Genomic DNA, 17,886 nt, shown 5'->3' with positions numbered 1-17,886 from the left:
AGTTGGAAGGAAATGGACAAAAGTTTGCAGTGATTATCCTAAATTAGCTTTTCACGAATTACCTGAAGTATTGCAAAACCTCTAATCTGCGGGCCAAAATCAATCATCCACTACACTTCAAGCACTCTGGTACGAGGCTATAGAGCATGGCTTACAGCGAGATTGTATCGGCTCAAGTTCATTACAAGCTTTTAAAGATGTCGATAAACGGTTTGTCTATTGTACTGGTCTAATGAAGTTGGACGCCAGCGCTTAGGCGACATGATTTGTAATTCATGTTCTAAATACTGTTCTCGGGAATCAAATTCCGATCTTGGTTTATGTTGTTGTTCATAGGTGAGTTCATCCTCATTGGCTTGAGGCTTCTCTGTTTGTATATGTGCGGACTCTAAAGTAGTGCTCATTTTGATTCCTTTCGTTCACACTCTGAGGTGTGTTATTCCAACAAACGTTGTTGACTCACGGCATGAAGTGTAAACAATGCGTCAACTTATAATTAAAAATTCATTAACATTTAGTTGTTAGTACCTTATACCAAACCAAAAAAAACAAATAGACTCAGTCGGTTAGACATTAGTCGTAGAGTCGGACGACTAGTATTAGACCCTGTAGATAGTATGTGTCTGTTTATTGGTAGGCTCTTGATTTCAGGAATAACAAAGTCACTTTCAACAACAAATGGTTCGACTCTAAAGGCCCAGAAAAAAGTCCAACGACTTACGTTTGGCTGCATGCTTGGTTGCGTTCTGGTGTGATTTGATAGTGACTATCTGGTCCGGTTTTATGCTGGATATATTGGGTGATAGGCAGGGGTAGGGATTGTCTCTAGTAACTCAATTTCTCCTACGTTTGGCCCCTGATAGTGTTAGAATCTCCGCATCAGAACTATCGAGAAACTAGGTATTTATAAACAATGTTTATCCATCACGTAAACGGCATCGACTGGCTGGTGATTACAGCTTTTGAAGAACTAAAACCGATGTTTATCGAAGATGCTGGTCCCATCCCAGCTTACTTCTCTACCACCAGTGAATTGAGCCTGATTGATCAAGCCAAGCGTAGCTATGGATTTTTGCCTAAACTCCGCGGTGTGATCACCGATACCGGCACTTTTCAAAGTAGAGATATTGAAGAAGATTTGAACCCACAGCTTGCGTGTATCGTTGAAGGGCGTGGTCGGGTTTTTATCTATCACGGCGACTACGTGGCTTTTGTCGATGACGAGCAAACCTTCATTACCCGTATGGACTGAGAGTGATTCAGTGAGTTGAGATCGGCGAATTGGTAAATCGGCGAGTTAGCCCACCTAGAATTTAAAACTAAAGGATTAATATGATGGCAAAAACGATCTCATTGGTACTTGGCAGTGGTGGCGCAAGAGGCTTGGTTCACGTTGGAGTCATCCGCTGGTTAATTGAGCATGGCTATCAGATAAAATCCATTTCTGGCTGTTCAATTGGCGCACTTATCGGTGGTGTCTACGCTGCGGGCAAGTTGGATGAATTTGAAGAGTGGGTCACCAGTATCGATCAAGGTGATATGGCGATGTTGTTGGACTTTTCATGGCAGTCGAGTGGTATGTTCAAAGGGGACAAGATCATCGACACACTGCGTGGGCTGATCGGCGAGATTTCAATTGAAGATCTGCCTATCCCTTATACCGCAGTTGCTGCCAACGTCGCCGAAGAAAAAGAGGTTTGGCTGCAATCCGGTTCTCTGTTTGATGCCATTCGCGCCTCCATCTCTTTGCCACTGTTCTTCACTCCACATGTCATTAATGGTGAAGTGCTGATTGATGGCGGAGTGCTCAATCCCGTACCGATTGCGCCTACCTTTAGTGATAAGACAGACTTTACTCTGGCTGTGAACTTAGGTGGTGAACCCGAAATGCTTCAACAGGAAGTGATACCGGTTTCCCTACCAACAAAAGAGAGTAACCTGCATGAGAAGGTTGTTCACTTTATCGATAATCTCGGTAACAGTGTAAAAAGTAAAATGAGCTTCAATTTTGCTGCTTACGACATTGCCAACCAAGCGTTTGATGCGATGCAATCGACCATTGCTCGCCAGAAGCTGGCCGCTTATCCCGCCGATATTACGCTTGAGATCCCACGTAATGCTTGTGGCACCTTAGAGTTCGATCGCTCACAAGAGATGATAGACAGAGGTTACCATTTGGCACAGGCTAAACTGGGCAACCGACTTTAATGTATTTTCAGCTGAATGAGGGTATTTATGGAAACTGAACTCAAACTATCTGAACTCAAAGAATTGGTCACAACAAAAGATGTCATCGTGCTCACCAGCATAGAAGAGCCTGCTGTATCTTGGTTGATAGATTGCTATCAAGAGAATGCTGATATCCAAATTATCGAGAACGCACACCAACTAGATACTGAAGCGGTTTTAGCGCAATGTCGAAGCAGCCTGAGTGAAAGTAAAAAGGTAATACTTACCGCGCAGTTTCGTAGCCAACTGCCTATCATCAATATCGCTTCACTGTGTAACGAGAAGCGCAAGTCATTGACCAATATTGAGTTATTAGGCTGGGATGAAGACAAACGCGTTCCTCATTCTTACAGTAGTTTCTAGCTTATATTTGTTGCTAGGTAACTGCAGTTTTTAGGTAACCGACAGCGTCTCTATAACCAGAGCAGTTCAACACAAGGTTGATCAAAGCGGTTAAGTCAGTGTCCGGAATTTGTTGACCACTACAGGGTGGTTGTATCGAATCAGGAGTAGAAAAGTCTCTTGAGATTTTACTTGTCTAAATTGTGCTTAATTATTTGTTCCACCACACCATTCATCGTCCTTGAGCTAATCTCCGGTTTCAAATACAAGGAATGATACTCAACTCCTGTTCGGTCTATATAGGCTGCTTGTAAGCCAGCGGATAGCGCACCATGAGTGTCCCAATCATGAGTAGCGACAAGACGAAGGTTTTCGACAGGCTCTTTTAAAGTTTCGGCTGCAAAGTTATACACATCTGAATTGGGTTTGAAACTGCCTGTTTCTTCAACGGAAATGACGGTGTCGAAATAATCTTCTAAGCCTGAGTTCTTGATTTGAGAAGTGATGAGATCGAGGGATGAGTTGGAAAAAGCGACGGTTTTAAACCCGTTCTCGCGCAATTTGAGCAAAGACGCTTTGATATCTGTGTGCGGTGGTAGATTGGCAAAAGAAGTTAACAAGGCACCTTTGCTTTCCGCCGTTAAATCACACTTGTACCGTTGTGCAATAGCGTTGAGCGCTGCATTCGCTAATTCAGAAAAAGTAGATTTTACGTTTGTTGCGATGCAAACCGTTGAAGAGTGTAAAAGCTTTGAAAACCAAAGTGATAATGCATCCTCCTTTCCAAACACCGCTTTAAATTTAGGCTGTAATGACTCCAAATTTAAAACCGTTTCGTTTATATCAAAAAGTATCACTTCTTTTTTCATGCAAAGCCCCCAGATTTAATTGAATTTTATGCTTACATAATCTGCTCTGACGATATGGTTTTCAACCTCCATTCAAGTAACTAAAGCTTTGCTCTCTAATTTGAAAAGAAGCTGGAATGCGTCAACGACAACCCGCCAACTCAAATCTGGCGTTGCTTTATGAGTATCATGCAACGCCAAATCTGAAACGATTTAGCTTAATTTGCGGCTTCGATGGTGCCTTTGAAAGTGCTGTCTAAAAAGTCATTGATCTCTTGTGAGTGGTAAATTGAGATAATCTTTTTATACGTTTCATTATTTTTGTCTTCTTCTCGCGCCGCAACAACCATCACTGCTAAAGGTGCGTCTTTTTTCTCTAAGTAAATGCCTTGTTTCTTAGGGTCGAGTCCAGCCGACATTACATAGTTCATGGTGATTGCAGCAGCATCTACATCGTCAAGAGAGCGGGGTAGCTGCGCGGCATCCACTTCAACAAATCGAATGTTCTTCGGGTTGCTAACAATATCGTTTAAAGACGCGTTGAAACCAGCGTTGTCTTTTAATGAGATCAGCCCTGCATCTTCAAGCAGTAATAGTCCACGCCCGCCATTCGTTGGATCGTTTGGAATCGCGATTCGAGCGTTTTCGGGAATAGAATCAAGCGAAGTGTACTTGTTCGAGTAAACGCCCATACGCATCAAAATTGAACGTCCGATAGAAACTAACTGGCTATCGTGATTGGCATTAAAGTTATCGAGGAATGGCTGATGCTGGTAACTGTTCAGTTGGATACTTCCATCATCTAATGCTGCGTTAGGGGTGATATAGTCTGAGAACTCGACGAGTTCAATGTTTATCCCTTGCTTTGCTGCTTCTTTGGCAACAGCTTGTACAACTTGTGCATGTGGGCCAACTGTCGCCCCAATCTTGATGACAGCCTCGTCTTTTTTTCCACATCCTGTTACACCGAATACGAAAGCTAATGCCAACAGGGATGCTGTGATTTTTTTGTAGCTGTTCATGATAACTCCATTTAATAAATAAAAGACATGTAGACGTCTAGCTATCTATGTTATCTATTTGCGCGATCGGGTCAATAGGTTTGTTTGAAGCGAAGTTACATTGATGAGCGGTTAAGTCAGTGAATCAACGAGGCTTCTGTACGTGAGACTCGACCGACAATCCCCTTCTAACCCCCTTGGTTTACATCTCAAACCTATTGTTGGTAATGGGAAAAGGGAGGAACTGATTACCGACCAACAAAGGCCTCGCGAGTGCGAGGCCTTTTGGGTTTTGTAGGGAATAGGGCAGTCACTCGGAATCTAAAGAAAACGGGTTCAGTAAAGCTAACTATTAAGAAAGCTTTTGGTTAAAGAACTCAAGTGTACGTTTCCAAGCTAACTCTGCTTCTTCTTCAGCATAGCGGCCAGTTGAATCGTTATGGAAGCCATGGTTCACGCCGTCATAGATGTAAGCTGTGTAGTCTGCTTCGTTCTCTTTGAGTTCGGCTTCATAATCTGGCCAAGTCGCATTCACGCGTTTATCGATTCCCGCAAATTGGATGAGCAAGGGGCCTTTTACATTTTTTCTTAAATCTGGTGCGGCAGGAGTACCATAAAATGGAACGCCTGCATCGAGTTGCTCTGGCATGACAGCGGCCAACATATTCACGATATAGCCACCGAAGCAGAAACCGACTGCGCCTAGCTTACCGTTACTTTTTTCATGGGACTTCAAGAAGTTTGCCGCTGCGATAAAGTCTTCTTCGATTTTCTCTTTTGATAGCGACTTCTGCATCGTTCGACCTTCATCATCATTACCTGGATACCCGCCAAGCGAATAGAGTGCATCAGGTGCAAACGCAATAAACCCCGCCGCTGCGAGTCGTCTTGCCACATCCTTTATGTATGGATTGAGGCCTCTATTTTCATGAATGACCAATACAACAGGCGCATTGCCCTCTAACTCTTTGGGTACAACCAAGTAACCATAGCCTTCGCCGTGTCCTTTAGGTGAAGGAAACTTCTCGTAGGTTGCTTTGATGGAAGGGTCATTGAAAGAGACTTGCTCTGCCTGCGCATAATTAGGAATCAGTGCAGAAGTTAGCGTCGTCATGGTTAAGCCAAGTACAGCTAGCCCAGATAGACGAGCCATAAACTCTCTGCGATCAATCAGGCCGTGTGCATATTCGTCGTACCAATCAAATGCTTCTTGAGGGATAGATCGAGTCGGCGTTGATTGAGATTCGGTATTTGGATTCATAACTTTTCCTTGTTGTGAGTTGTTTGACCAATCAACTATAGTGGAAAATTTGATATAATTGAACGATCGCTCAATAATTTTTGAGCTATTTGTTATATCAAAGTACAAAAATTAGATGACAGTCCGATAAAACGATCACTTCGAATCGATTTCCATCGCTTTGGTTTGTTTTACGGAGCAATTCAATACAAGGTTGATTTGAGGGTTAAGTCAGTGAAGTCGGGTGTGATGATTGTTTGTTTTTAGGGAGGCTCTAAATCGAAGTTGGGCACATTAGAGCTAGGCTTATTTTCCGCAGACATGGACAAGTAAGTTTCAATGCAAAACGCTTGATTTTACTCTGGTATAATCTTTCCTTATAAGGGAAGCCATAGCGTTATTAGAACCGTTTTGATGAGAGATAAAAAATAGATGTTAAGACTTTTGCGTCAGATAGAAAAATGGAAACTTGCATCGTTTAGTTTACTCATGCTCATTGCCGCATTTTTTATCTACAACCAGATCGGTAATCGTATTTCCCGTGTCGATGAGGCAACATTTTTGATCGGGCAACTGAATACTGTCTTGGATGCAGCGGAGCAATATTCTCGTGATAATGGCTCTCTGCCTCCTATTGCTTCCGATACCGATACGAACTTCGGCTACTTAAACATCAATCACTTAATTGCAAATCCGGGCTTATCCACATGGAAAGGGCCGTACCTACCTTATGAAGATACATGGATAGGTGGCGATCAGTACATCGACCACCCAGATTACATAGCAACGCAATTACTGCTTAAGGAAAAGGATAGTCTTTGGATAAGAGGAAGCTCCGAGACAGGTTGCGAATCGTCATCATCCACTTGCTCTGTTGCAGCTTGTATCTGGTTGGTACCAACAAAAGTCGCACAAGAAATTAATAAGATTGTGGACGGCAGTTCGAGTATAGAAAGCTCAGATGCGACAGGAAAAATACGTTACGAAAAAGCTTTTGGTGGCGCTCTTATCTGTATGATTGGAGATGATTATCCAATGCCTTCAGCACAGACAAATTAAGTCGTTTCTAATTACCTCACTGGCAACTTGGTCTTAGTTTTTACCTGACCGAAGGCGAAGCTGGATTCAATAGAAGCAATATTAGGCAGGCGAGTTAGTTGTTTACGGATGAACTGCTCGTAGCTTTTTAGCGATTCACTGACTACATGCAATAGGTAGTCGTGATTGCCCGTCATCAGAAAACACTCTAACACCTCGTCAATCACTTCAATGTGCTGCTCAAAGTCTCGCATGTTCTCTTCTGTCGGCTTTTCAAGTTTCACCAACACAAACACATTGACTGGCAGGCCACACGCTTCTTGGTCGACACTGGCGTGGTAACCACGAATTATCCCTTGTTTCTCTAATGCTCGAACTCGGCGTAAGCAAGGAGAGGGCGACAGTGCTACTCGATCGGCCAACTCTTGATTAGACAGCCGAGCGTTGTTTTGCAGTTCAGCCAGTATTTTCTTGTCGATCTCGTCCATTGGCATAATCCATCAATATTGAATTTAGTTTGGCAATATTATTGCTCAAAGTGTATGTCTTACTTCGCAAATAGCAATTTTTAACATCTGCCCAAAACTAAAATTAAAGAAGGAACAACAAGCATGGAATGACTTAGGAATTATGAATACTTCAACTCAACTTAGCCCGCTGCGTAAAACCACCAAACACGAACAAGCAGAAGCTCTTGCCGTTGAGCAAGCAAAGCATTTTGGTATCGACCCAAATAGCGATTACGGCATCACGCTGATTGAACTGGCGACGACACTGTACCAAGCCAATACCAAGACACACGATCTTTGGGCATTGACGGTTGATGGACTTTCAGAGCTCGATAAAAGTGACCGAATCGCTTGGTTTAACGCCAAACGTTTTTTGTCATTCCAGATCGCTAAGATCCTCGATAATCTGCAAAACCCAATGCGCGCCACTTACCAGTCTATTGCCACCAATAATGGTAATTTTGCGTCTAAAGGTGCGTATCCAATTTTCGATAATGTCGCTGCTATATTTTCTGCAAGCCCTGTGATTACACGTACCGCGACCTATTTGTTTGCGTGTACAGAATGGATTGAAGATGCGTTTAACGGTAAAGAGCCGTTGCACGATATATATTCTCGACTGCTTAACCCTACATCGATTTCACTGGCTAACCATATGGTTGATATCGAGGCAGGCTCTAGAGCCAACGAATACCTCGCATGGAACTTTAATTCGGGTATGGCGGCCATTGATGGATTGTTGAGCCATTTACTTGGACATGAAGACATAGTCTTGGCTTCACGTAATATCTATGGCGGTTCTTACCAGTTGTTGGAAGATTGGTTTGGGAAACCGTCTAACCTAAATGTCGCGGTGGAGTGGGTGGATGGTTACTCCGGTGATGAGTTTGCGACGCGCCTTGATGAGGTTGCTCATAAATACGCAGATCGCATCGCTGCGGGTAAGAAAATCTACGTCTACCTAGAGTCACCGTGTAACCCGCATGGATACGTGTTGGATGTTGCTAGCATTAGTAAAGCTGGTCACTCTCGTGGTTGGGACGTAATTGTTGACTCGACAGTGGGGACTCCATTGCTGCATCCAGTACTAAAACGCGACGATGTGGCTGAAAGACCCGATTATGTGATTCACTCCTACACCAAAGAACTGGCGGGTTCTGGCACCACAACCGCTGGAGTTGTGATTGGCCGCAACGAGACCATGTTTATTCCAAAAGGAGAGGAGGTCACTTTCACCAAGCCCAACGGTGATGAGGCCAAAATCCTATGGAACGAAACGCTGTTTTGGAATGTGTACTACATTAAGGGTGCATTCCTAGATGCAGATAAAGCGTTTGAAGTGCTCAATGGTATGAAAACGTATGAGATGCGAGTGGTGCAAAAAACGATTAATACACTGACTCTCGCGAAGATCTTTGATGCTCACCCAGACATCAATGTGTCGTGTCCTGCTTTGCCAGATAGTGATAACTATGAACACTGCCAGAACAACATGTACTTGGGGCTACCAGCGGCGCTTTTCACTATCGATATGGAAGGCAATGGCGACCGTGCGCCAATCAATCGAGATGGCTTCAAACAGTTCTTCGACATGCTTGAGCCCGCTATCGGCATGCAAGTAAGTTTAGGGCAAACCAATACAGTGGCGCTGTGTCCAGCACTGACTACGCACTCAGAACTCAGTGATGAAGCGCTCAATGAAGCCGGTATCAAACCGACGACAATGCGTATCTCTATCGGCTTGGAAGATCCTCGAATGTTCATTGCTCATATTGTCGAGGCGGCTAAATTGTCGATTGACCGCAACCACGTAGATTTCTCATCCAGCTTCCCGAGTGGTGACAATATCGATGAAATCTATATGCAAACTTATATGGATGTACACCAGAAGTTTGTGAAAAGCTTGCCGAAGTTCAGTCAGCTGAGTCAGTAACTTAGGTCAGTTAACAAGATTAGTCAGTTAAAGGCCGTCAATAAAAAAGCACCCAGCTGACTCAATAGTCGGTAGGGTGCTTTCTCGATGATCATATTGGTTTACCAAGTCACTTACTATTTAGGCTGGTGGCCTGTCTTCTTCGCAAGTTCTTGCATAGCCTCGGCAAACGTAGTTGTTCCGCCTTTCGCTTTAACCTGAACCACCTTATATCCTTGGCTTTCCAGCGCTTGGCGCTCTTCTAAAACGGCTTTGTCATCTGGTTGACTGCCTTGCACAGGCTGATGAATGTAATACCCTTCTAATTGACCATCTTCGACCAGTTGGTGGTGTTTCAGTGCATTGATATCAAAATTCATAGTAAGTCTTTTCGCTTTAAATGGAGAGTCTCTGTGGCAAAGGCCGCGAGTCTTTATAATTTTATGGTTTGTACAATAGGCATTTTAACCATAAGAAGCTAGCGAAAATTAAGCAATCCAATGGAATGAAGTCGGGTGGTCTTACTTCTTCAATCTCTTATTGAACGCTGGGAAGGAAAGGGGAGGAACTGAATGCGAACGTTTCAATACACCCTTATCTGACCTTTTCGTTCAACCATTGAGCGAAATCGGTACAAATCATCAACCTTTCCAAATGTGGAATCCTCACTTCTTTTATTGGCTCTGTTTTCCACTTGTGAATGGTTATAACCTAGTTTTCGTAGAAAAGAGAATCGAATAAGCCGTGAGCGCGGCGCTTTATAACGAATGAAAACTAGGTACAAGCATGAACGAAAACTTTTATAGATACGCGATTTACACTGTTTTTTCAGCGGCAGCATTGTTCTCCGCTTTTTTAGTCACCTCAGATAATGTTTCCCCTTTTACCACTCAAGCGACTTTGTATCGTAACGTCGCGACCATTGCGCCAGAAGTGTCCGGCGTAATTACCGACGTCATGGTTAGTAATGGCGAGTTGGTTGAAAAAGGTCAACCATTATTTGCTATCGATGCCAGTAGCTACCAATTGAAAGTGGCACAAGCGCAAGCCGAACTGCATCAAGCGCGTGATTCTGACTCAGCGAAATGGCAGCAATTAGCAGCAGCGAAACAAACACAAAGCCAACGAGAATTCGAATATCACAACGCGAAACAGAAACTCGCACGTAACCAAAAACTGCGTAACAAAGGGCTTGCGACTGAACAAGATCTTGATGATGCAATCACCAATACACAAGTTGCGAGTAGTGCGGTTGAAGCTGCGAACGCGGAAGTGAAACGCATTGAGGTTGAGTTATCGACCCAAGACCGCACAGCGGCCATTGAATTAGCAGAAGCAAAACTTGCCAGTGCGGAACTGGATTTAGGCCACACTCAAGTCGTCGCGCAAACGGAAGGTGTCGTGACCAACTTACAATTGCAATCGGGCAGTTATATCACTCAAGGCACTTCATCATTGCTGCTGGTGGACGAAGCTCATGCGTGGATCAGTGCAGACTTCAATGAGAAAGGCATTGATAAGCTTACTAATGGCCGCGAAGTTTTGGTCTCTTTTGATGCGCTACCGGGCAAAGTCTTTACGGGTGAAGTGAGTAGCCAAGAGCGTGCGATTTACGACACCAATAATGCCAATGGCAAGCTGTCTAGCGTGACTAATGATACGCGTTGGATCCGTGAGCAACAGAAAGTACGTACCCGCATTACAGTTAACGAACTGGATCCTTCGATGATCTCAGGTTCACGAGCGAGTGTGATTGTTGAAAGCGGTAACCCAATAATGCACGTTATTGGCTCGGCTTGGATTCACTTGGTTTCAACATTTCGCTACATCTATTAGTAGGAGATGACTATGTGGACATTCGAAAACACTGCACAGGGTCAGTCTCAACGTAATGAAGCGCTGCGCGTCGCACTTACTGTGACGATTTGTATGGTGTTGGGAAAGCTACTAAACCTAGACTCTCCCGTTTATCTGGCGTTGTATCCAACCATCATCATGACCAAGAATAAAGATTACTCTTGGCTTGGTCTGATCCGTACCTTGGCACCCACTTTATTGGCAGCAAGTACAGCGTTGGTGGTGACTGAGGTATTTTCACAGCATCCGTTTGTGGTGTGGACCATCAGCCTGTTCTTCTTCGACTTTATGCGTCGTCGAGCCACTACGCCAGCGAAGAAAGGTAAAATGTTGATGCCAACCTTCAACTGGATTTTGATTGTGGTGTTTGCTCAGCATACCACCATGGATATGCCGATGCGTATTCATGAAATTTTGGTATCCATGTTGATTACCATGGTAGTAGCAAAAACCATGGTGGCTCTGTTCCCTGTTGAGCAAGGAAGCAAGCCTCCTGTATTTAAAGAACAGCCTGTCATATTTGAGAACAGAGCAATTTCACTCGCGTTGATTGGTCTTGGTTTGGCATTCTTGATGATTGTCGACATCATCTCTGCAACGTTCTGCATGGTGCCAGTGATTGCTGCTGCAACCCAAACCACACACAAAAGCTTTATCGACGTGGTTGACCGCCGTTTTCAAACTCAAGTAGGCGGCTGTGCAGTAGCCGCGGTGTTCACCTTGTTGATGGCAGGGCATCAGTCTACATTCGGTTACTACACCATAGTGTTGGGTTTATTTGCCTTTATGATCACCGCATCAATGGCCAAAGCGAAAGGTTCAGCCAGAGACGTTCATGCCGATGCGTTATTAGCGACCATGCTGCCGATTCAGTTGTACATGACCAGTAGTAATTTGGGGTTGGAAAGTACCTTCCTACGCGCTTGGGAGCTGACTGTGACTTTGTTTGTGCTGTGGGCTTTGTGTCATTTTGTTCGTAAGTCTAATGGTGAAGAGCCGGCACTCGTTCTCTAATAATCAAATCCGGCCAACCGATTATGGTCTGATTTGATTGCGCCTTTCATAAAATTAAAAAATGCTTTTACTTTGGCTGAATCTTCTAAATCTTTATGAGTCATCATCCATAGGTCTGTATTTTGGTGCATCACTTCCATAGATACTCTTTGCAGAGTTCCCTTACTGTTACCTAAAAAGCAGGGTAAGTAGGCTAACCCCATCTGATTTTCAGCCGCGATGATCAGGGGCTCAAAAGAGTCGGCTTTCATGACAATTTTGTCTTCCGAAATCAGTTCAGAAACCTGTAGCGAAGCACTGCCTCTATGCATCATTAACCAAGATGCAGACTTTAAGGGGTGCTTACTCTTAAGGCCATTTATATATTCTGGCGATCCGTAAACACCAAAGGCAATTTTACTTAACTTGGTCCCAACTAAATGGGCTGGCAACTCATTTGCCGGGCGAATCGCGATATCTGCATCTAGGTGTGAAATATCCAATTGACGAGATGTGAGGCTGAGTTCTAACTGAATTTTTGGATAAAGCCGATGAAAAGCAGCCAAATGAGTACCCAGAATGAGGCGAGATAACGCATCGGTCGTCGTTATTCTTAGCGTACCTTCTAGCTTCAATTCCTGTCCAAAAACCTTGTGCTCCAATTCTCTTACTGTGGATTCGATAGCGAGAGCTGACTCCAGAAGCTTTTGCCCTTCAACCGTTAGTTTGTATCCGGTAGGAAGTTTATGGAAAATTCGTAATTTGTGACGATACTCAAAGGTGTCAATACGACGTAAAACGGTGCTGTGGTTTACACCAAGTGCTCTTGCCGCGGCCGACAGGGATCCTTCATTCGCCACTGTTAGAACATATTGCAGGTCATCCCATCTTATGTTGTGCATTTGCGCATATCCAACGTGTTCAATTAGTGAGTTTACCAAAAATTTAGCACAGCTATAGTTATCTCAACAAGGCAACAAACAGAACTGAAGTTCAAAGCATGCACTGATGGCACTTTTAATCTCCCACGCATTGAGCTTCAAAATTGACAATCAGGAGAAAGAAAATGTTAAAGAAAAATCTACTTATCGGTCTAGCGAGTCTTCTGGCTTTCTTTCAATTCACTCCAGCCCTTGCAGATGAAACAAAAGCAGTCGATTCAGCAAAGACACTAGAAACGGCTCAAGCATTCTTATGGGCGGCAGGCTCAGGTGATATGGCAAAACTCGAGTCATTAATGGCCGATGATTTTGTCTGGCACAACGAAGGTGACGCCGACATCCCTTGGATCGGTAACTGGGAGTCAAAAGAAAAAGTGCTCAACACTTTCTTTCCTCTATTTGGCGCAGGTTTGAAAGTCACAAGCTGGTCAACAGACTATAGTTTTGTAAACGGCGACCGAGCAGTATTCATGGGCAGCATGAGTGCCATTGCGAATGAATCTGGTGTAGACACGGGTAAATTCAGCTGGGCGGTTCGAGTTCAGGTTGAAGATGGCAAAGTGAAGAGTTGGAACTGGTTTGAGGATAGCTACGCAGTATCTAAAGCTTATCACGCCAAACAGTAACCACAGTGACCAATTAGGTTGTAAAGGCTCGATATGCTGTAGACGTATATCGAGCTTAACTTGGTTTTGAATAGCGACGCGAAGAGCCTATTCAACAATCCGACAGTTAAAAGGACACCTGAGACAATCTAGTTCTGAGTTTCAGTGTACGAGCCAAATAACGTACTTTGGCACTATTAAGTTTGGAGAAACTATCTATGAGCAATAAGCTAGCGAATGCGACTAATCTGTATATGGAAGGTATCCGAGATGGTCATGCATTAGAGGCGGTAACGAAGTACACCGGTCAACGTTATACTCAACATAGCACTGGGGTTCGCAACGGTATTGATGGTTTTGTTGAGTTCTTCGAACCGTTCTTAAAACGCTGCCCTGTTAGAGACATAAAGATCATACGTTCAATCGTCGATGGCCAATTCGTGTTTGTTCAAGCATTCCAAGATATTAATAATGGCGAATATAAGTGGGTGACTACGGATCTATTCGATACCGATAATGACGATAAAATTATTGAACATTGGGATGTGATTTCTGCCTTCGAAGCTCAACCGACGGAAGGGGAAGGTCGACTGCAAGGGCCAATCAATCATACTGACTTAGATAAAACAGAGGAGAATAAGAACCTTATCCGTGATTTTTTATGTGATGTCATGGTACTAGGGCAGAAAGACAAGCTATCAAAGTATCTCCAGCACGAAGAGCTAGCCGTTTATCAAGCCTCAGATGTGAGCCCTTTAGATAGCTATATTGGTGGCTATGACCAAGTGTTCAAGATTGTCGGTCAAGGTAACTTCGTAGCAGCTTACAGCCGAGTTATTGATAATGGTCTCGAGGTTGCGCGTTTTGATCTATTCCGAGTTGAGGGAGGTCAAATTAAAGAGATATGGGTAAACCAAGAGCCCGTGCCACCAAAAGCAGAATGGGTAAATGGCGGGAAGTTCTAGAGTCGCTTTAAGGGAGTTACGCCAATAATGCTATCGCTAAAACAAACCGAAAAAGCGCATCCTTGCTAACCTTACTGGTTGTGTGTGTTTAACTTCTTGAATCTTAGCCAACATGTTTTGTGATGGAAGAATATTTACACTGTTTTACAACTCGCCTTAACGCTCAACAATGCAATCGCGCCCTTGAGATTTTGCGTCGTAGAGGGCGTTATCCGCTCTTTTAATTAATGAATTCCAGTCATCGTTTATGAGGGCTTGAGTCACTCCAATGCTGACAGTATACGTGCCAGAAGAGAGCTCTTGATTGGAGTTGTGTTTTGCGTGGTTTCTTATTCTTTCAGCTATCTGCATTGCTTGAACTTTATTCGCTCTAGGTAACATGACAACAAACTCTTCTCCACCATAGCGAAAACAGAAATCGCTTGTGCGGCATGTATCTTCAAGAATTTGACCAAAGTGCTTAATCACATCATCTCCCTTGTCATGACCATAGGTATCATTAATTTTTTTGAAGTGATCTAGGTCGGCAATCAGTACAGAAATGTCACTCTCTCGGCCTGGTTGAACAAGCTTGGGTATCAGTTCTGCTAGGCCTCTACGGTTATAAAGGCCGGTTTGTTCATCAGTGATCGATGAACGATAGGTCTGCTTCAACAAACGATCAGTTAAGATCCAAAACACTGAAAATGCGAGGCTAACAATTGTGATTGTCATGATAACGAAAGACAATTTATGAATATCTGATATCAGGTAATAGTTCGAATTCGTTCCTTTGGTATGAGCAAGTACGCCCCTAATTGCAATATAGAGAATGTTGATAAACAGGGTCAGATTCAACAGACACTTTGCTTCTCTGTTATCGTGCTTTTCCCCTGAATAGTTTGCACAGAGGGCTAAGATACATATCGTCACAACGAGAATACTTCGAGCCTCGAGCCTCGAGCCTCGATCCTAGAAGTTACAGAAGGCGCAATTAGGGCGCTATAAAGGAAGAAGCTAATGCCAAGGGAGCTAATGATGATTGATATTACGAGAAAAGATCGACTCGCTCCGCGTAACACGGTTATACCGACGAGTAACAAACCAAAAGCCGTTGCGTATGCACCATTGGAAAGAAAAACAATGGATTCTGAAGATTGAGTAACGCCGAACGAAAGCGGGGTAACACTGGCTCCTAACAGCAAAGCAGCATAAGCAATATAATTTACCCCTAACGTGGTGCCTGCGAGTATATATTTATGCGTTAACAACATAGCACTCGCAACCGTAGCTGCTAACAAAGAGGTATATATAGCTAAGGTGTGTACATCCATGAAATCACCAACAACGTAAAAATGAACTCTCTCAATTCAGTATTGCGCAATTTGTATTATGAATGTTTAGTAGTTAATCATTATTAAACTATATGCTGATGCAGATCGATTTTTGCTCAGGTGCATTTGTAAGCGTAGGGCAAGGTGCGAGTTATTCAGGAGCCTAACCTTAGCTTTGTTATACCTTTATTTTAAATTCTCTAAGCCCGATGTATCGACGCCTTTTAAGGTGTCTTTTGCTACTTCATCTAAATCCGTCGTTGTCGATTTTTGAGGATAACTAGCAGCGGCACCTTTACCGATCGCTGTTGCTTCTGCTTGTAGCTTTTTCCCCTCAGACTCACCCGCGATCCAGCCTTGCTTGTAGTCACTGTCTGGTTCAAAACGCTTTCCATCTTTTATGTAGTTTTCGAAGCTATTGCCGCTTTCTTGCATGCCGCTATGCCTACCGTCATGAAAACCTTGTATGTAAGAGGTGTTGTGACCACTCTCAATCAAAGCACTATCACTTGTTCCGCATCCGGACAAAAGAAAAACCAATAAGATTAAAAACAGTTTATTCATACTCAAAGCCTCGGAACTCAGTCGTCTAAATGATAAGAATAGACCAAGATCATCTCGCAAAGGCATAACAGCGCTCTAGGCGGGAAAGCTTGTTTGAGAATCATGATATTCAAAACTTGAGAGAGTAGAGTTACTACTGCCTTATTAGATCTAGAACGATAGCAAATCACTGGGTGGTAATTTGCTATCAATTACAGAGTGAATATCCGTTGTGCATATTGGTAAGTTCAAGAATTAAGACGAGGTGACTTATTGCTTATTTGAACGGTTAACGATAAAACTCAATATCACGACTGCAATACTAAAGCCCACAACACCAATCCAACCCGCACGTTCAAATACCTGAATTCCCACAAATGAACCAAACGCACCGCTGAGATAGTAGCCAAGCATATAGATTCCGTTGATACGACTTTGAGCTTGTGGGTCAATTGAGAATACGCGTACTTGGTTCGATACTTGAGCGCTAAATACCCCAAGGTCGATGAGAATGATACCGACGATCAATCCAGCCAATGTGTCAGCGAAAAGCCCCGATATAATAAAACCAGCAGTAATAATAACTAACGCCATACTGATCATGTTTCGAGAGCCAAACTTGCTCACCAGTGACCCTGAAACTTTTGCTCCAATGACTCCAGCAAGAGCAATAACACCAAACATTCCTGCCTGTTGTGCATTGTAGTTAAACGGAGATTCACTGACATGCAGAGCTAACGTCGCCCACAGCGCATTGAACGAAGCAAACCAAAGCGCGCCAGTTAAAGCGGAAGTACGCAGCGTCGCATGCTGCTTGATTAACGTGGCCATGCTCGCAACCAGTTTAAGGTAAGGTATTTTCGTTGTCGGCGTGTTCGTCGGTAAAAAGGCATACAGCAACACACCAAAGACCATCGCAATAATTGCTGACATCATAAATACCGCGCGCCACCCAAACTGCTCACCGATGAACCCACTGAGTGTACGCGAAAGCAAGATGCCCACAGTTAGGCCTGTCATTAATGTGCCAATGACTTTTCCTTTCGTTTCTGGAGTACTTAGTGACGCTGCAAATGGAATCAGCTGCTGAGTGATGTTGGCACTCAAACCAATCGCAAAACACGCAACAACCAGAGCCACTAAGCTAGATGCAGTAAACGCGACAAAAGATGACAACACCAACATGACAGACAAGATCGCTATTAGGCGTCTGCGGGGTAACGTGTCTCCTAAGGGCGATAAGAATAGCAATGCCACGGCATAACCAATCTGACCGGCAGCTGGCACTGCGCCTAGCTGTTCGCTTGTTAACCCTAGCTCTGCGCCGATCTTAGGTAAGATGGGTTGGTTATAATAAAGGTTTGCAGCAGTTGCCGAGACTGCGCTCGACATCAGTAATAAACGTCCTGTGCTCAACACTTCTGTAGTCAATTTTGACATGGTGACACCTTAACTTTGGTTCATCGTTTTAATGAATGATTTCGATGAGCTAAGTCTAAGGTTAGCGATTGAATAACAAAAATAACCATTTGATTTAAATTCTATACGAA

18 protein-coding genes and 1 pseudogene are annotated in these 17,886 nt (G+C 43.7%); 9 read left to right on the top strand and 10 right to left on the bottom strand.

What is annotated here, in order from left to right; all coding sequences use genetic code 11:
• Nucleotides 1–239: 239 nt before the first annotated feature.
• Nucleotides 240–404 (bottom strand): annotated as a pseudogene (locus AB4482_RS00180) (DUF3360 family protein); the annotation flags it as partial.
• A gap of 509 nt (nt 405–913) precedes the next feature.
• Here AB4482_RS00180 and AB4482_RS00175 point away from each other — a divergent pair.
• The 3 genes from AB4482_RS00175 (at nt 914) to AB4482_RS00165 (ending at nt 2,592) form a co-directional block, all read left to right on the top strand.
• Nucleotides 914–1,252 carry a cytosolic protein gene (locus tag AB4482_RS00175; RefSeq protein ID WP_372180325.1) on the top strand — a complete coding sequence of 113 codons (339 nt, stop codon included), beginning with the start codon at nt 914–916 and terminating at the stop codon, nt 1,250–1,252.
• An 83-nt stretch (nt 1,253–1,335) separates the two neighbouring features.
• Complete coding sequence (locus tag AB4482_RS00170; RefSeq protein ID WP_372132534.1) at nt 1,336–2,208, top strand: patatin-like phospholipase family protein; 873 nt, start codon at nt 1,336–1,338, stop codon at nt 2,206–2,208.
• A gap of 15 nt (nt 2,209–2,223) precedes the next feature.
• Nucleotides 2,224–2,592: a hypothetical protein gene (locus tag AB4482_RS00165; RefSeq protein WP_372104618.1), complete on the top strand. Its 369-nt coding sequence runs from the start codon at nt 2,224–2,226 to the stop codon at nt 2,590–2,592.
• Nucleotides 2,593–2,759: 167 nt separating this feature from the next.
• On the opposite strand, the gene AB4482_RS00160 is transcribed toward AB4482_RS00165, so the two are convergent.
• The 3 genes from AB4482_RS00160 to AB4482_RS00150 form a co-directional block, all read right to left on the bottom strand.
• Entirely contained in the window at nt 2,760–3,440 is a 681-nt protein-coding gene (locus AB4482_RS00160; RefSeq protein ID WP_017065459.1) for a haloacid dehalogenase type II, read from the bottom strand.
• A gap of 197 nt (nt 3,441–3,637) precedes the next feature.
• Nucleotides 3,638–4,441 carry a MetQ/NlpA family ABC transporter substrate-binding protein gene (locus AB4482_RS00155; protein WP_017059075.1) on the bottom strand — a complete coding sequence of 268 codons (804 nt, stop codon included), beginning with the start codon at nt 4,439–4,441 and terminating at the stop codon, nt 3,638–3,640.
• 331 nt (nt 4,442–4,772) lie between these two features.
• Entirely contained in the window at nt 4,773–5,681 is a 909-nt protein-coding gene (locus AB4482_RS00150; protein WP_017059076.1) for a dienelactone hydrolase family protein, read from the bottom strand.
• 411 nt (nt 5,682–6,092) lie between these two features.
• Here AB4482_RS00150 and AB4482_RS00145 point away from each other — a divergent pair, with 411 nt between their 5' ends.
• Nucleotides 6,093–6,719: a type II secretion system protein gene (locus AB4482_RS00145; protein WP_372136588.1), complete on the top strand. Its 627-nt coding sequence runs from the start codon at nt 6,093–6,095 to the stop codon at nt 6,717–6,719.
• 11 nt (nt 6,720–6,730) lie between these two features.
• On the opposite strand, the gene AB4482_RS00140 is transcribed toward AB4482_RS00145, so the two are convergent.
• Nucleotides 6,731–7,186 (bottom strand): Lrp/AsnC family transcriptional regulator, encoded by a 456-nt coding sequence (locus AB4482_RS00140; protein ID WP_017059083.1) that lies wholly within the window; start codon nt 7,184–7,186, stop codon nt 6,731–6,733.
• Between the two features lie 142 nt (nt 7,187–7,328).
• On the opposite strand from AB4482_RS00140, the gene AB4482_RS00135 reads away from it, so the two are divergent.
• On the top strand, nt 7,329–9,140 hold the full coding sequence (locus AB4482_RS00135) for a PLP-dependent transferase (RefSeq protein ID WP_372180323.1): 1,812 nt from the start codon (nt 7,329–7,331) through the stop codon (nt 9,138–9,140).
• A 116-nt stretch (nt 9,141–9,256) separates the two neighbouring features.
• Here AB4482_RS00135 and AB4482_RS00130 read toward each other — a convergent pair whose 3' ends face one another.
• Nucleotides 9,257–9,499 carry a hypothetical protein gene (locus tag AB4482_RS00130; protein WP_017059085.1) on the bottom strand — a complete coding sequence of 81 codons (243 nt, stop codon included), beginning with the start codon at nt 9,497–9,499 and terminating at the stop codon, nt 9,257–9,259.
• Nucleotides 9,500–9,905: 406 nt separating this feature from the next.
• Between AB4482_RS00130 and AB4482_RS00125 the strand changes: the two genes are divergently transcribed.
• Nucleotides 9,906–10,955 (top strand): HlyD family secretion protein, encoded by a 1,050-nt coding sequence (locus AB4482_RS00125; RefSeq protein WP_102428604.1) that lies wholly within the window; start codon nt 9,906–9,908, stop codon nt 10,953–10,955.
• Nucleotides 10,956–10,967: 12 nt separating this feature from the next.
• Nucleotides 10,968–11,990 carry a DUF2955 domain-containing protein gene (locus tag AB4482_RS00120; protein WP_372132507.1) on the top strand — a complete coding sequence of 341 codons (1,023 nt, stop codon included), beginning with the start codon at nt 10,968–10,970 and terminating at the stop codon, nt 11,988–11,990.
• Here AB4482_RS00120 and AB4482_RS00115 read toward each other — a convergent pair.
• On the bottom strand, nt 11,987–12,871 hold the full coding sequence (locus AB4482_RS00115; RefSeq protein ID WP_372180321.1) for a LysR family transcriptional regulator: 885 nt from the start codon (nt 12,869–12,871) through the stop codon (nt 11,987–11,989). The genes AB4482_RS00120 and AB4482_RS00115 overlap by 4 nt on opposite strands.
• A gap of 164 nt (nt 12,872–13,035) precedes the next feature.
• On the opposite strand from AB4482_RS00115, the gene AB4482_RS00110 reads away from it, so the two are divergent.
• Both AB4482_RS00110 and AB4482_RS00105 read left to right on the top strand, forming a co-directional pair.
• Complete coding sequence (locus AB4482_RS00110; RefSeq protein WP_372132510.1) at nt 13,036–13,536, top strand: nuclear transport factor 2 family protein; 501 nt, start codon at nt 13,036–13,038, stop codon at nt 13,534–13,536.
• A 197-nt stretch (nt 13,537–13,733) separates the two neighbouring features.
• Nucleotides 13,734–14,480: a nuclear transport factor 2 family protein gene (locus AB4482_RS00105; protein ID WP_017059089.1), complete on the top strand. Its 747-nt coding sequence runs from the start codon at nt 13,734–13,736 to the stop codon at nt 14,478–14,480.
• A gap of 156 nt (nt 14,481–14,636) precedes the next feature.
• On the opposite strand, the gene AB4482_RS00100 is transcribed toward AB4482_RS00105, so the two are convergent.
• The 3 genes from AB4482_RS00100 to AB4482_RS00090 all read right to left on the bottom strand — a co-directional run bounded on the left by AB4482_RS00100 (nt 14,637) and on the right by AB4482_RS00090 (nt 17,776).
• Complete coding sequence (locus AB4482_RS00100) at nt 14,637–15,317, bottom strand: GGDEF domain-containing protein (RefSeq protein ID WP_372180319.1); 681 nt, start codon at nt 15,315–15,317, stop codon at nt 14,637–14,639.
• Between the two features lie 662 nt (nt 15,318–15,979).
• Nucleotides 15,980–16,357, bottom strand: coding sequence for a hypothetical protein (locus tag AB4482_RS00095; RefSeq protein ID WP_372132519.1), 378 nt, complete (start codon nt 16,355–16,357; stop codon nt 15,980–15,982).
• 249 nt (nt 16,358–16,606) lie between these two features.
• Nucleotides 16,607–17,776, bottom strand: coding sequence for an MFS transporter (locus tag AB4482_RS00090; RefSeq protein ID WP_372132522.1), 1,170 nt, complete (start codon nt 17,774–17,776; stop codon nt 16,607–16,609).
• Nucleotides 17,777–17,886: the final 110 nt, after the last annotated feature.

It is taken from the genome of Vibrio sp. 10N.222.55.C7 (assembly GCF_041473335.1).
GTDB classification, from domain to species: Bacteria; Pseudomonadota; Gammaproteobacteria; order Enterobacterales; family Vibrionaceae; genus Vibrio; species Vibrio crassostreae_C.
This window is presented reverse-complemented; position numbering and strand designations above follow the sequence as displayed.